Annotated in this window: 9 protein-coding genes; 4 read left to right on the top strand and 5 right to left on the bottom strand. The window is 44.6% G+C overall.

Annotated elements, in window-relative coordinates; genetic code table 11:
• Positions 1–499: 499 nt before the first annotated feature.
• A complete protein-coding gene (gene topA / locus SG35_RS10010) occupies positions 500–3181 on the top strand; it encodes a type I DNA topoisomerase (RefSeq protein ID WP_044832579.1) in 2682 nt (893 codons plus the stop codon).
• 80 nt (positions 3182–3261) lie between these two features.
• On the opposite strand, the gene SG35_RS10015 is transcribed toward topA, so the two are convergent.
• Positions 3262–3870, bottom strand: coding sequence for a TetR/AcrR family transcriptional regulator (locus SG35_RS10015; RefSeq protein ID WP_044832531.1), 609 nt, complete (start codon positions 3868–3870; stop codon positions 3262–3264).
• 168 nt (positions 3871–4038) lie between these two features.
• Between SG35_RS10015 and SG35_RS10020 the strand changes: the two genes are divergently transcribed.
• On the top strand, positions 4039–5097 hold the full coding sequence (locus SG35_RS10020) for an MBL fold metallo-hydrolase (RefSeq protein ID WP_084692702.1): 1059 nt from the start codon (positions 4039–4041) through the stop codon (positions 5095–5097).
• A 182-nt stretch (positions 5098–5279) separates the two neighbouring features.
• A complete protein-coding gene (locus SG35_RS10025; protein WP_044832533.1) occupies positions 5280–6755 on the top strand; it encodes a serine hydrolase domain-containing protein in 1476 nt (491 codons plus the stop codon).
• 74 nt (positions 6756–6829) lie between these two features.
• On the opposite strand, the gene SG35_RS10030 is transcribed toward SG35_RS10025, so the two are convergent.
• Both SG35_RS10030 and SG35_RS10035 read right to left on the bottom strand, forming a co-directional pair.
• On the bottom strand, positions 6830–8065 hold the full coding sequence (locus SG35_RS10030) for a hypothetical protein (protein ID WP_044832534.1): 1236 nt from the start codon (positions 8063–8065) through the stop codon (positions 6830–6832).
• 150 nt (positions 8066–8215) lie between these two features.
• The gene (locus tag SG35_RS10035) at positions 8216–8767 is read right to left on the bottom strand and encodes a hemerythrin domain-containing protein (RefSeq protein ID WP_236702582.1); all 552 of its coding nucleotides are present in this window, start codon (positions 8765–8767) and stop codon (positions 8216–8218) included.
• 506 nt (positions 8768–9273) lie between these two features.
• On the opposite strand from SG35_RS10035, the gene SG35_RS10040 reads away from it, so the two are divergent.
• Positions 9274–9849, top strand: a complete 576-nt coding sequence (locus tag SG35_RS10040) for a hypothetical protein (protein WP_044832536.1) — start codon at positions 9274–9276, stop codon at positions 9847–9849.
• Positions 9850–9898: 49 nt separating this feature from the next.
• On the opposite strand, the gene SG35_RS10045 is transcribed toward SG35_RS10040, so the two are convergent.
• Both SG35_RS10045 and SG35_RS10050 read right to left on the bottom strand, forming a co-directional pair.
• Complete coding sequence (locus tag SG35_RS10045; protein WP_152646593.1) at positions 9899–12925, bottom strand: protein kinase domain-containing protein; 3027 nt, start codon at positions 12923–12925, stop codon at positions 9899–9901.
• Entirely contained in the window at positions 12912–14090 is a 1179-nt protein-coding gene (locus tag SG35_RS10050; RefSeq protein WP_044832538.1) for an FHA domain-containing protein, read from the bottom strand. The genes SG35_RS10045 and SG35_RS10050 overlap by 14 nt, the downstream gene beginning before the upstream one ends.
• Between the last annotated feature and the right edge of the window lie 85 nt (positions 14091–14175).

Consider the following 14175-nt stretch of genomic DNA (forward strand, 5'->3'; position numbering starts at 1 on the left):
ATTGATAGTCGTCTTGTTAAAACGTGGATTAGGGGCTGGCGTTGTTACTTCACCGGTTTTTTATCAGAAAAAACCGGTTGAATTGATTTTATTGTGATTCGCCTCTTAAGTTTTCCCGCAAAGTCTATTATGATTGCGCCGGAAATACCGGCAACATTATAACGAAAAGCAGAAAATAGGCGAATATTAAAAAATAATTACTTGTCACTTTGCATAATTACGGATATATATCTAGTACTTACTTATATGAGGTACTAATAGAGTTACTGATAACGAGTTACATTATTTATATGGTTTTTAATCATATCGTTATTTTAACCGGGTAATTTGATTCAGATAATTTTACATTAGAAATTTTGCTCTCGTTATTTAAGGGGTATTCGTAAATTTTATTTATCACTCATGGTTGAAAAAAGTTAGACGGTTTTTTTAGCATTCAGTGGTCTACACCATGAACTTTGGCGGCAATGCCGCCAGCTCATCAGGAATTAAAAAGTATATGGCAAAATCTCTGGTAATTGTCGAGTCACCAGCCAAAGCAAAGACAATTAACAAATACCTTGGTAAAGACTTTGTTGTGAAGTCAAGTGTCGGTCATGTCCGTGATTTGCCGACCAGCAGTACCGGTAAAAAAGTTGCTGCAAAATCTCCCGCCGAAGTGCGCAAAATGTCACCGGAAGCGAAAGCGAAATACAAGCAAAAACGTGATAAGCAGGCCCTGGTCAATCGCATGGGCATAGACCCTGAAAAAGACTGGCAGGCCAATTACCAGATCCTTCCCGGCAAGGAAAAAGTGGTCAATGAACTGAAAAAACTTGCTGACACGGCAGATACTGTCTATCTCGCAACCGATTTGGATCGCGAGGGAGAAGCGATAGCCTGGCACTTAAAAGAAATCATCGGCGGCAGCGACGAAAAATTCCGCCGGGTGGTGTTTAACGAAATTACCGAAAATGCCATTCAACAGGCATTCTCTACCCCGGGTGAACTCAGTATGCCCGGTGTTAATGCCCAGCAGGCAAGACGTTTTCTTGACCGGGTTGTCGGTTTTATGGTCAGTCCGCTGTTGTGGAAAAAAGTGGCCCGCGGCTTATCTGCCGGCCGGGTACAGTCGGTGGCGGTTAAGCTGGTGGTTGAGCGGGAGCGGGAAATCAAGGCTTTTATCCCGAAAGAGTTTTGGGAAATTAATGCCGATACCCGCACAAAGGATGCTCAGCAGCTTAACCTGGACGTTACCCATGAAAATGGCAAGGCCTTTAAGCCGACCAATGAAACCGAGGCGAAACAAGCCCGGGCAATACTGGAAAGTGCCCAATTCAGCGTCAGTAAGCGTGAAGACAGGCCTTCGAAAAGTACGCCTTCTGCGCCTTTTATTACCTCTACCTTACAACAGGCTGCCAGCACCCGGTTAGGTTTTGGCGTTAAGCGTACCATGGGGTTGGCGCAGCGACTATATGAAGCCGGTCATATTACTTATATGCGTACCGACTCAACCAATCTGAGTAAAGATGCGGTGGAAATGTGCCGCAATTATATCAGTGAAAGCTTTGGTGAAAACTATTTGCCGGAAAAGGCAAAAACCTATGGCAGCAAAGCCGGTGCTCAGGAAGCGCATGAGGCGATCCGCCCTTCGAATGTGAAGCTCGAATCGGCCTTTATGTCAGATATGGAAGCCGATGCCAAGAAACTCTATGACTTGATTTGGCGTCAGTTTGTCGCCTGTCAAATGACAGCAGCCCGTTATGATGTCAGTACCCTGACCGTCAGTGCCGATAAGTTTGACTTAAAAGCCAAGGGCCGGGTGATGAAGTTTGACGGCTGGACCCGGGTTCATCCGCAGTTATCTAAAGGTGACGATACGCATTTACCGGATATTGCCGTTGGCGAAATGTTAACCCTGGATAAGCTGACCCCGTCCCAGCATTTTACTAAACCCGTGGCGCGTTTTGGTGAAGCCTCCCTGGTAAAAGAGCTGGAAAAACGTTCAATCGGCCGTCCTTCTACTTATGCCTCTATTATTTCCACTATCCAGGACCGCGGTTATGTGCGTCTGGATAAAAAGCGTTTTTATGCGGAAAAAATGGGTGAAATAGTCACCGACAGTTTGTCGAAAAGCTTTGAAAAACTGATGAGCTTTGATTTCACCGCCAATATGGAGCAGGAGCTGGATGAAATTGCCGAAGGGCAAATTGACTGGAAAACGGTATTAAATGAGTTCTATAAGAACTTTACCGATAAATTAAGCCTGGCGGATAAACCCGCCGATGAAGGCGGTATGCCCAGTAATGAGCCGGTCACCACGGATATTGATTGTCCTACCTGTGGCCGTAAAATGGGTATAAGAACCGCGTCTACCGGGGTGTTTTTGGGCTGTACCGGTTATGCGCTGCCGCCAAAAGAGCGCTGTACCACCACCATGAACCTGACCTCGGGTGAAGAAGCGGTGAGTGTGCTGGCAGAAGATCAGGAAACCGAAGCGCTGCGCGCCATGCACCGTTGTCCTAAATGTCAGACGGCGATGGACAGCTACTTAATCGATGAAACCCGCAAATTACATGTTTGTGGTAATAACCCTGAATGTGACGGTTATGAGCTTGAGCAGGGCACCTTTAAGATCAAAGGCTATGACGGCCCGGTACTGGAATGTGATCGCTGTGGCTCACAAATGGAATTGAAATCCGGACGTTTCGGCAAGTATTTCGGCTGTACTAACGAGGAATGTAAAAATACCCGTAAGTTATTGAAAAATGGCGAAGCCGCGCCGCCGAAAGAAGATCCGGTACAATTGCCTGAATTGCCCTGTGAACAATCCGATGCCCACTTTGTGCTTCGCGACGGTGCTGCCGGTATCTTTATGGCCGCCAGTACTTTTCCACGCTCCAGGGAAACCCGGGCGCCTAAAGTGGCGGAATTGCAAAGATTCAGAGATCGTATCTCTTCCAAGTTTTACTACCTGGCGGATGCGCCGGAAAAAGATCCAGAAGGCAATTTAGCCGTAGTGCGTTTCAGCCGCAAAACCAAAGAGCAATACGTGATGACGGAAGTCGAGGGTAAGGCGACCGGTTGGGTAGCGAAATATGTCGACGGCAAATGGGTAGAAGAGCAGACGAAGAAGAAAGCCCCCGCTAAAAAGAAAGCGGCGGCTAAACCCAAAGCGAAGGCCACTGCCGCTAAAGCCTGATGTGAATAAGCTTGTTAAATGAAAAATGCCGGTCTACTTGACCGGCATTTTTGTTTGTCGACTTTGTGATGCTATAAGTGCTATAGGGCGTAATAGGCGAGAAACATGCCCACCGCATCCCGGGCTATTTGTTGTTTTTGCTTTGCATCCGGAATGGCTTGCCCCATGGTGATTTGCGGCCAGAAAGCGTTTGCCTTGATCAGGGCAATAAACTGCCCGGCGGCGTAGGCAGGCTCTACCGGTTTTAATTTTTGATCTGTCACGGCGTCACGGATCCATTGCTCTAAACTTAATTCCTGCTCGTTAAGCTGCGCCATGGTACTGGCGGCCAACTCGGGTGAATGAATGCACTCGCCAATCATGATTTTTGCAAGTCCCCGAAAATGCTCAGAGGCCAGTAAATCAAGCTCTTTATCGGAAAATTCCAGTAATTGCTGTGCTAACGGTAAGTCGCTCTGGTAGCGGATACTGGTCACTTGCGCCGAATGATCAAACATTTGCTGGGCAATTGCCTGAAACAAAAGTTCTTTGCTGGCAAAATGGTTATATACGGTGCGTTTCGACACTTGTGCTCTGGCCGCCAGACTGTCCATGCTGGTTGCCCTGAAGCCCTTGTCCTTAAATTCTTCGATCGCCGCCGCCAGAATCGCAGCATGCTTGCGTTCACTTTGGGTTATTTTCTTTTCCATAACCGTCTCTATAAAAAGTCGTAACACAATTTTACACTAACTAGTTTACTTTTTAAAACCAATTAATGTAAACTGCACAGTGTAGTTTACTTGGTTAATGCTTTTGAGGATTTAATGATGCTGAAATCCATCGGCCTATTGTTTTGTTTAGTTATTGGGATACTTGTTATGTCGACTATGAGTTGTAGCACACAATCACTTGATAGCGGTTATGAGCAGTCACCGCAGTTTCGCCAGGGAAAGTTTCAAAATGGCGATGATGTTTCCGCCGCAGGTCTGGCTAAACTGCCAAAAATTATCTGGCGTTATATGTTTGAGAAAAGTAATGCCGCTATGCCTGAAAAGCCTATTCCGCTGGTGAATATCGATATGGCGAGCTTAACAGGCAAGCAAGGACAACCGGAAATATACCGTTTAGGGCATTCGAGCCTGTTACTTAATTTCAGCGGTAACATCTGGTTATTAGATCCGGTTTTCTCGAAACGGGCATCACCCTTTAGCTGGATAGGACCGGAGCGTTTTCATCCTTTGCCTTTTGAGCTGGATAACTTGCCTGACATTCAAGGGGTGATTATCTCACATGATCATTATGATCACCTGGATCGGGAAACGATCGAAGCAATTGCCGACAGGGTAGAGCATTTTGTTACACCGCTAGGAGTGGGAAAGTATTTACAGGAATGGGGGGTTGCGCAGGAAAAAATCCATCAACTGGATTGGTGGCAAAACATCGAACTTGGCGCCTTATCCCTGACGGCAACACCGGCACAGCATTTTTCCGGGCGTGGACTCACGGATAGAGATGAAACCTTGTGGGCCTCCTGGGTTATCCAAAGCGAGCAGCATAAGCTATTTTTTAGCGGCGATACCGGCTATTTTGACGGCTTTAAAACCATAGGTGAGCGCTTCGGGCCTTTTGATCTGACGATAATGGAAAACGGCGCCTACGATAAAGACTGGGCTGAGGTGCATATGACACCGGAGCAGACGCTGCAGGCGCACCTGGATTTGCGTGGCAAGGCCTTGATGCCAGTGCATAATGGCACCTTTGATCTGGCACTACATGCCTGGTACGAGCCGCTGGAGCGATTGGCCGAATTGGCACAAGCGCAGTGGGTGCCTTTGGTGACACCTAAAATAGGCGAGGCATTGCCTCTGCAGGAGCTATATACTACTTCGCCCTGGTGGCGCGCCACGGCGGATATTCAAGTAAGCGCTGCGCTTTAATAAAGTGGAAAATAATTAAACTTTTGTCAGTAAATCTCGTACCATGCACGGGATTTACTTTTAATTGGCCTGCGAATTTAAAGCAAAGCCTTAAAGTTTTAAGCTGACTTGAGTTCAATATTTCAAAGCAATGCGCTAACGGACATTGAGCAGAAAATAATTTACATAACTCTGGAAGAGAAATGCGCTTAGTTTCCTTATTTTTACTTATCTATTTCGCTGGCCTGTTTTCATTAAAGGCAAAAGAGAACATCAGCCCGTCAATACATGATCAACTTGATCAACAGCTGATTAAAAACAGCCAGCGTTACGGCATCGCCGGGCAATCGGTGTTACTGCTTAAGAACAATCAAGTCATCTATCAGGGACAACAAGGGTTTGCAAACCTGGAATTAGCCGTGCCTGTGGCTGAACATCATATCTTCTCCGCCTACTCGGTGACTAAGCTCTTTACCAGCGTGCTGATGATGCAATTGGTTGAAGAGGGCAGTGTTGATGTGAAAAAATCGATACGGTATTACCTGCCTTTTCTTCCTGTGCACTGGCAGCAAGTCACGGTTGAACATGCCTTAAATCATACCTCGGGCATTCCCCGCTATTTTGACGCCGTCATGGAGAAAGGCCGGTTTTTGGCCAGCAAAAAAGCCGTGTTCTTATCATTAGCCGATGCTGAAGATCATTTTGAAATCGGCACGATGAATAAATATAACAATACCAACTTTCTCATTCTCTCGGCAATTTTAGAGGCGAAAACGGGAAAGTCTTATCAGGAGCTGGTGGCTAGCAAGATAGTGCAGCCGTTAAAACTGAAAAATACCGGACATGCCAGTGCGCTTGCCGTTATTGGCAATATGGTGACTAACTATCAGGGCATGGCAGGGCAGATACGCAAAAACAAAGAGGTTGACTGGTCCCAGTACAGTTATGCCCACTCGGGCCTTTATTCAACGCCCCGGGAGCTGGCGACTTTTATGACCGCGCTGGTCTCACAAAAATTTGTCTCCCGAGAAAGCCTGAAAAAAATGTGGCAACCGATGACCTTGCTCAATGGCCAAAGCGGATATTATGCTTTTGGTTTTGAATATGCTCTCCGGGATGGCTATCAGCAAGTTGGTCACGATGGCGGCAACCGGGTTAAACTTCGCCATTACTTTAAAGAAGAGCCCGGGGCTGGTGACAGTTATACCTTGGTATATATGACCAATGGTAGTGCCTATAGTGTCTGGACCGATATTTTAGCCGATAGCCTGATGTCGATTATCGAGCCGAAAATATTTAAACAGGCTGAGCTTACCGAGTACTTTATGACAGAGGTTTTAAAAGGAGAAGAGGGTAATCTGCCAGCTTTATTTAAGCGTATAACCCGGGTATTTGCAGGGGATAGCCCTGCCATCGAAAACTTTGTCGTCAACCGGGCTTATGCCGTCAGGTATGGCGCCGGGGCAAAAGCGTCAATACCGGCATTTGAAATGTTGACGGAAAAATTTCCTGACTCTGCCCATAGCTGGCGCAGGCTGGGGGATTTATGGCAGACGCTGGGAAATAAAGACAAAGCACTTGAACATTATCGGCATGCTTTGGCGATCGATCCCGGCTTGGTCAAGGCGAAAAAACAAATTGCCGTACTGACTCAGTCCGGGGAAAGCAAAAGCCGGTGATGCCAAAAGCAGGTATTCTATTGCTAAGCGGTTTAATGCTTTCATCCGATAAAATGCTCAAAAAGATCCGGTGATTAAAAAAAGTAACGCACGGCAAACTGTAGCTGGCGCTCTATCAGGTTTTCGTTGTGCCCCTTACCGGCTCTTGAGGGCCTGTGACTATCAAGCCAGTTAAACTCTGTTTGCAGGAATACCTGCTTATGCAGGCGGTAACTGTAGTTAAGGGTAAAAGCCTTGCCATGCTCGTTATTGTCATCAAAGGTAAAGCTGTCTTTATCGGAAACAGAAAAGGTTTCTAATCGGGTGCTGAGCCTGTGACGGTTAATTTTTTTCGACAGCATAACAAAACCGCTGTCATAGTCATTGTTGACCAAATCTGCGCTGCCTGAGGTGGTCTGCATCAGGGTATTTCCCCTTAAATATTGGCTGATAAATTCGACTCCCTGTGCCAGCTGCCATTTTATGCCTAAATGGCTGAGCCTGGTGCGCCAGGCCCATTGGACGTTTTTTACCACCTTGGGATCTGCCTGGTTATCATAATATCCCAGCAATATCCGGCCGTGCTTATGCCAGGTCCATTGGCTGCTGATTTGAAAGCCGATGCGGTGGTCTAGCTCTAAAAACATATCGGAATTTTCCGGCACAAAACCGATATGGGAATTCGGCAGCGCCTGGGTTTCGTATGGTAGGGTTTGCCGGCTGCTCATGGTCCAGCCATGCCAGGCGAGCACGGCCCCTGCGGGGTCATTTCCCTGAAAAGCTGTCACCGTGAGTTCAAAATCATGCTCACTCCCAGAATAACGGCCTAACCGTGTTAGGGTGAAATCTACCCCCTGATGCCGCAATTCTTCGCCGAGCCAGGCATTAAGGGTGGAGTAACTCAGGGTATATGGAGATGCCCAGCCGCTGAGTTTATTGGTCATAGAAACCTTTGGGTACATAAGGCCGCCGCGCAGGGTAAAGCGGTAGCCAGTGTCCGAGGGCAGTTGTTTATATTGGAAGTAAGATTCGGTAAATCCCAGGTTGTTTTTTACGCTGTTAGCAAAGCCGTTGGCGATCAAATGCAGGCTGAACTTATCTTGCCAGTGTAATTGATAATTGATAGCGGCTTGTGACAGGGAAAAGCGATTGCCGTCGGGAAACTGAAATTTGCCGTAATCTCCGGTCAGGTAGCTGTCAATACCGTCGGTGACTGTATATCTAAGCTCCAGTAAGCCATGTATTTCTTGCTCTATCGCAAGTGCGGGCTTGGCAAACAGTAAGCAGAGGGTGATAAAACAGTTGAGGTGAGTTTTTCGGCTAGAAGTCATGTCCTTTTGACCTGATTAGCTGGCAGACAATTACTTTAGGTATAGCGCAAAAAATTTTTTTTAGAAACAGCAAAAAGAGCCTGCCCCGAAACTTAGCGTCAGGGCATTAATGATGAGCAGGATGATAATTTTTAATGGTTAAGGTAAAGGCTAGCTTTCGGTGAGCCTGTGATATAACTCCAGGTATTCGGCCTGCACTTTAGTACCGAATAACGGGTCATCTTCCTGGTTCGGCAATTGCGGCAATATTTTTTGCCAGTCATCTTCTGTTAGGCTGTGTTCTATTTGCGGAAAGATCACGGTATCTTCTTTGTGCAGGTGCTGCTGATGTATCTGAATAAACTCTTCCAGTTCAATGGCAAAACGGCTGGTAGAGGTGATAGCATCCAATAATATTCCCTGCAGAGAAGTTTTCAGTTGAGTGGTAATTTGCTCTAATTTGTGATGTTCTTCGATGATTTTGGCAAAATCTTTATGGGGGTCGAGTTGATTATCTACCATGTAGTGGTAAATGATGTCTTCTTTGGGATGATGATAGCGGCCGGCATAACTTTCAATATAATCGACGGCGTCGCTGAGCAGGTTAAAGTCCAGCGGGGTATTTTGTTTTAAGCGCGTCAGCTTTCCCTCGAGCAGGGCTAATAGCTGTTTATGACCCTTGTGCTCTCGTTGTAAGCTCTTCATCAGCTCGTTCATTGTCACTTCAGTCAATTTGTTTATCCTAAAAGTCGCCATCCATAAGCTATAACATAGTCTTAATTTTTTTAACGTTCCACTGTGATTCACAAAAGTTTGTTTTTAAACAATAACTGTAGAGAAAATTGAAACTTTTTAGTTTTTCATCGGGAGATTATACTGGCTGATGGAGTCAGGAATGGACTTATTGGTAAAAGCAGGAAGTCGTCTTAACAGGGTTGTGGCATGAGTTGTTTTCTTTATCTGGTTGGTATTGAGTGGCAGTTCTCCTATTTTTTATGAAGTTGCTTTATGGTTGGTTATTTGGCTTTTTATTTGAATTGGTTTTGATTAAAGTTTGCTTTAGTTGTGATTTAGATGGATTTAGCAGTTAAAAAACGGAATTTAACGTTAACCTTGCCTTAATTAAGGGCTATAATTTTTGGGTTAATCGGGCTTGTAAGATAAAGTTTTTAATAATCAAGCCGTTAATATAAAACCATTATAAATATATATAAACTAGGGAAAACATAATGAGTGTTGAAGAAAAACAAGCCAACATTAAAGTTAATAAAGATGAAGTGGTTGTTACCGTACCTGCGCCGGTAAGAAATGGCTATGACGCTACTATTTCCACTGCTGTCTGCTACTTCAAGGTAAAGCCGAGTAAAACTAAGCCTTGGATCACCAAGATTTTAAAAGATGATGAGTATGTTGATACTCCCGGCGGGTTTCGGGTTGAATTTCTGTCCCATCAAAATATAACTACTGACCCTATTGAATTACAACTACAGGCGCTGCAACGTATAATCCTGATTGCTGAAATGGATGAAGATGATGCAGAAAACCAGGGAGACTGGCGCTTTCATGGTAAAGGAGTGATTTATTGCCATGAAAATGATCATAATGATTTTCGTGTTGAAACTGTGGTTACAGAAAATGGTAACCAATTGATTATGACCATCGACCATGTCAAAGACGAAGCCTTTGATAATGATATTGCTTTCCGTTATTTGGCTACTTGTTATGAAATTGGTGTTGGACAGTTACCTGCGCCGGTATATTACTCTCAGGATCCGACAGTGAGTGTTGGTCGTCCTATGGGGTAAATTTTCTGTGTAATAGCTTAAGCCTTATGTTTTAGCTTCTTTACTTACATTAAGGCTGGCATCTTTGTGGATTGCCAGCCTTAGCCAATAATTGGTTAAATTGTTTGCTATTACATAAAGTATCGAACCAAGGTAAATTAAACCAGCTAGCGCCAACATCCCCTGCTAAGGCTTCTTCCACTTGACTGATTGCTGATAACCTTTCTCCTGCCCGAGCATATACCAAGGCGGCAACAAAAGCGACATTTCCGCTATCAGGTGCTATTTTTTTTGCGCTATTAAGCGCTTTAATTGCGGCACCATTATTTCCAAGGTGAACATAAGCTTGAGCTCGGTTTATATGAGCGACAAGGTCATCTTCATTTAGATGTAAGTCTATGACTTGTTGGTAATTTAATTGTGCCAGCTTGGTTTGTCCTAATATCATCTCGGCATCGGCGAGATTTAAAATTTTTGTAGGATGATTGGGACTTTTTTCTACTGCTAATGTTGCTGTAACCAGCGCGTCCTGGTAACGACCGGCGAGAGAATAGGCTATGCCTAAATTATCTAAATCATTGCTTTGCGGCTTAACTTTCACCACTTGTTCATAGGTTGTTATGGCTAAATCCAGTTTGCCTTCATGTAGGTAGATAGCCGCTAATAATTGTTTAGCTGTATACACTGTTGGACTGATAGCCAATAATTGTTTCAATGTTTGCTTAGCGTTATTAAAATCTCCTGACCAGTAATAACTCAGAGCCAGATTATAGAATAATTTAGTGCTTGGGCGTAGCGCAAGAGCTGTTTTATAGTGTTTTATTGCGAGAGCTAATTCATTATTGGTAAGGGTTAATACCGCTTTTAATTCTGTTAATGTTGAACTGTCAACTCCACGTTGTATTGCAATATTAAGTTGTTCTTTAGCGTTGTCTATTTGATTTAATGCCAGTGAGAGGTAAAAAATATCAATTGATTGAAACACACTGTATTTGTATTCAGGCGGCGCGCTTTGTAAAAGCTGTTCGAGTTGCTGCGGATAGCTTGGATCTTTGGTTTCGCTAAATAGATTTAGTGCCGCTTCACGAAATAAACTATAACCGGCATATAAATAAGGAGAACGGCTCAGTACAGCTTTTAGCCGGTTTAGGTCTTCATCATTCTTTTCACCATTAATTATAACCTTTGCATATAGCTCAATGTATTCAAGATAATCTTGTTCGTTAACTTGAGAAAAATTGATATAGGTTTCGGCATAATTAGGATATAGAGAGCTAATATTAGCGTGGCTGGTATTGAATATTTCGTTAAAACCGTCAACCTGTGTGGGCCAGTTTTTTTGCGCGAATACTGTCCATTTTTTGTTGCCGTTTTTGCTCGCTTGTTCGCTAGTCTCTTCCATTGAAGATAAACGCGATAATGTGACATTACAACGGATATTGTTACAGCTCAGCTCGGTGGTGATAATATCTGTAGCACCGGCAGCGTTACCTATGCTGTTGATATAACTGTCACTTTCTTTGCTGATGGCAGAAATCTCAGTTCGAGAAATTAACCTTAAGTGTTTAGTATTAATTATGCTTTGACGGATGGCATCATCTATGGTGGCCATCACTAAATCTCTTGGTATATCAGCTATTTTACTATCTGCACTCAGGGTTGGCGGTAAAACTGCAATATGCCGAACTTTAGGTGCAGCCGGCGTAATAATATCCTGATAAAACAGACTTGTGAGCGTTACTAGAAAAATTATGCATGCAGCAGCGATGACAACTAACCTGTTTGGTTTCTTTTCTTGTTGCTCATCTTCTTTATTTGCAGCTGCTTCTTGTTCCTTGGTCTTTTTTGGCTGCAATACAGTGCCGTCTTCTCCGACAGGCAAGGTCTGCTCGGCCAGTATCTCCTGTTGAGTTAGGGCAACAATGATCTGCTGTAGTCGCTCTGCAACTTTATGGCTGCTTGTCGGCCTGTTCTGCGGCTGATGGGCCAATAGCTGGTTTAATAAATGGGCTAAAGGCAGCGGCAACTGGGGAATAATGTCTTTGGCATCGCCGGGTTTATCATCAAGGATTGCCTGGGCAATCTGCTGGGCCGAGTCAGTACCGTAACTTGTAGCAAAAGGATGGCGACCGGCAATCAAATTAAAGGCAATGATGCCTAAAGAGAACAGGTCGGTGCGAAAGTCTATTGTTTGTTCGCTTGCATTTGCTGATAACTGCTCCGGCGACATTGAAGTCCAGCTGCCATAAGCACTGTTGTTGCCAGAAGTATTGCTGCCTGATGATGTTTCTTGTTCGTTTAGCTGCTCGCTGCCATTGTTATTGGCCTGGGCAATACCAAAATCGATAATTTTAACCCGTGCAGACATTTGATCCGCCATCTGCCCGTGGGGATGATAGCTTTGATTACCGTTGCCGGGTTTATTGTCGATGTCGATTAAAATATTCGACGCTTTCAAGTCGCAATGCACTATGCCGTTATCATGGGCGGCGGCCAGCCCCAAAGCAATTTGTCTGATGATCTGTAGCTTTTGGATTAAGGTGGTGACATGCTGATGCTGAAATTGCTGCAAGGTCTTACCGCCGAGATATTCCATCACCAGGGCTATTTGTTGCTGCTCATTATTTATCGGTTTGGCTGTTTCACCCCTTTGCTTATTGGAGACGATAACATCATAAATTTGTACGATATTAGGGTGATTTAACTTGGCCAGCAACCTGGCTTCAGCCAATGCCTGCTGAAAATGGTTTTCTTTGTCGTTGCTTACTTCTGCAACAGTTTCATCCGAGGAGTCATCAAGAGATAAGTTCTGTCCGAGCGGGGTTAATACTTTTATGGCAACGGTGCGCTGTAACCGGGTATCTAATGCCAGATAAACCTGGCCCATACCACCCTGGCCAATTTTCTGCTGAACCTGGTAATCCCCAGAATTTGTGATGATGCTGGGTTCTTGTCCTGGTGCTGAATGAGATGCTTGCTGCATTTCCCTTTCAGAATTTTCATTAGACTCTTCATTAGACAAGAGTGCACTTCCTTGCTTTGGCTCCTCCTTGTTTGTAGTTAACTTATCACTGGATAAGGGATTAGCTTTCGACAAAATTCGCTACCATATTGTTGTTATTTTCGTCCCGCAGGGCCGGGGCTTGAGGATCAGCTAGTTTTTTTTTTACCGTTTGTTCCGCCATATCATGGCTTAACGTTGCTTCTAAATGCTGACCTTTATAAATCGTAAATACCGAGCCGCCAAAACGAATTTTCCCCGACTGGCGCTGGATCAAGTCCTCAGCATCACTGATATTGGTTAAGGCGTCAACAAATTGTTTACGTGCCCTGTGTATTTGAATGTTCAGATGACTGATACTTAAACCGATATCTTTGGCTAATTGCTCGGGATAAACCCAGCCCTGCAATGCCGGCTCCAGGCCTTTTTGGGCATCGGCCACCCGGTACCGGGCAAGGTTCAGGGTTAAATAATGATGACTGCGTACCTGAAAATCTGTAGTTTTTCCCTGATGATGCATTTTCACTTGGGTTTCTTCTTCATCCAGGGTCAGGTTAAAGGTAAAACTGAGCTGGTTAATTTTTTCTTCGCTGTTGCTGAGCAATTCCGTTGAGGTTTCCAGGTGGCTCAGGTGCAGGCGCCATTCTTGTCCTGCAAATGAAATAATATCGTGCTCATTCACTACATGCGGGCGCTGGGGATTATGTATTGACTGTCCCCGGGAAAGTTTTTCCCTGTCGGTTAACGCATTTTCTTCGTCTGCTTTGGCTTCATTGCTTTCCTGGTTGAGGTATTCCACACTCCACAGGCCGCTAAAGCGGTTCAGGTAGAGGACAATTTCAGGGTTTTGCTCGGAAGGCAGTAAATGGTAATGAGACAGGCTAAAAGCGGGTAACTGCCGTGAATTGGCTTTCAACAACTCGGGATCATTTTCCAGGTTCAGGGGAATAAGTAAATCACATGGGGCAGACAAGTCTTTGACGGTAAAGCGAATATCTTTTAGTCCGGCAAAGTAGATATCATCACTAAGTTTCAACTGCGCTTTGGTATTCTCAGGCAACCTGCGGTTATTTAACCAGGTACCGTTGCTGCTTAAATCACGTATGAACCAGGCGTCATTTTCCCATTCAATAATGGCATGAATTTTTGATACCGCGGCATTGGAAACCAGGGTATTTACTGAATAGGCCAGGCGGCCAAAACTGTGGTGGCCGTATAAATAACAAAGTGACTGTGTATTGTGATTTAAGATGAAAGCCATTTTGCCTTCCCTGATTAATTTATTGCAAAAACTGAGCTTTTAAAGATAGAGGATATACTTTATTGCAATTGAGGTCTAGAGACAG

This window comes from Thalassomonas actiniarum, from assembly GCF_000948975.2.
Classification (GTDB): Bacteria; Pseudomonadota; Gammaproteobacteria; order Enterobacterales; family Alteromonadaceae; genus Thalassomonas; species Thalassomonas actiniarum.

Excerpts from the sequence above, each read along its gene's own strand:
- SG35_RS10025 (WP_044832533.1), top strand. The coding sequence starts at position 5,280 with ATGCGCTTAGTTTCCTTATTTTTACTTATCTATTTCGCTGGCCTGTTT.
- SG35_RS10020 (WP_084692702.1), top strand. The coding sequence starts at position 4,039 with ATGTCGACTATGAGTTGTAGCACACAATCACTTGATAGCGGTTATGAG.
- SG35_RS10040 (WP_044832536.1), top strand. The coding sequence starts at position 9,274 with ATGAGTGTTGAAGAAAAACAAGCCAACATTAAAGTTAATAAAGATGAA.
- SG35_RS10015 (WP_044832531.1), bottom strand. The coding sequence starts at position 3,870 with ATGGAAAAGAAAATAACCCAAAGTGAACGCAAGCATGCTGCGATTCTG.
- SG35_RS10050 (WP_044832538.1), bottom strand. The coding sequence starts at position 14,090 with ATGGCTTTCATCTTAAATCACAATACACAGTCACTTTGTTATTTATAC.
- SG35_RS10030 (WP_044832534.1), bottom strand. The coding sequence starts at position 8,065 with ATGACTTCTAGCCGAAAAACTCACCTCAACTGTTTTATCACCCTCTGC.
- topA (WP_044832579.1), top strand. The coding sequence starts at position 500 with ATGGCAAAATCTCTGGTAATTGTCGAGTCACCAGCCAAAGCAAAGACA.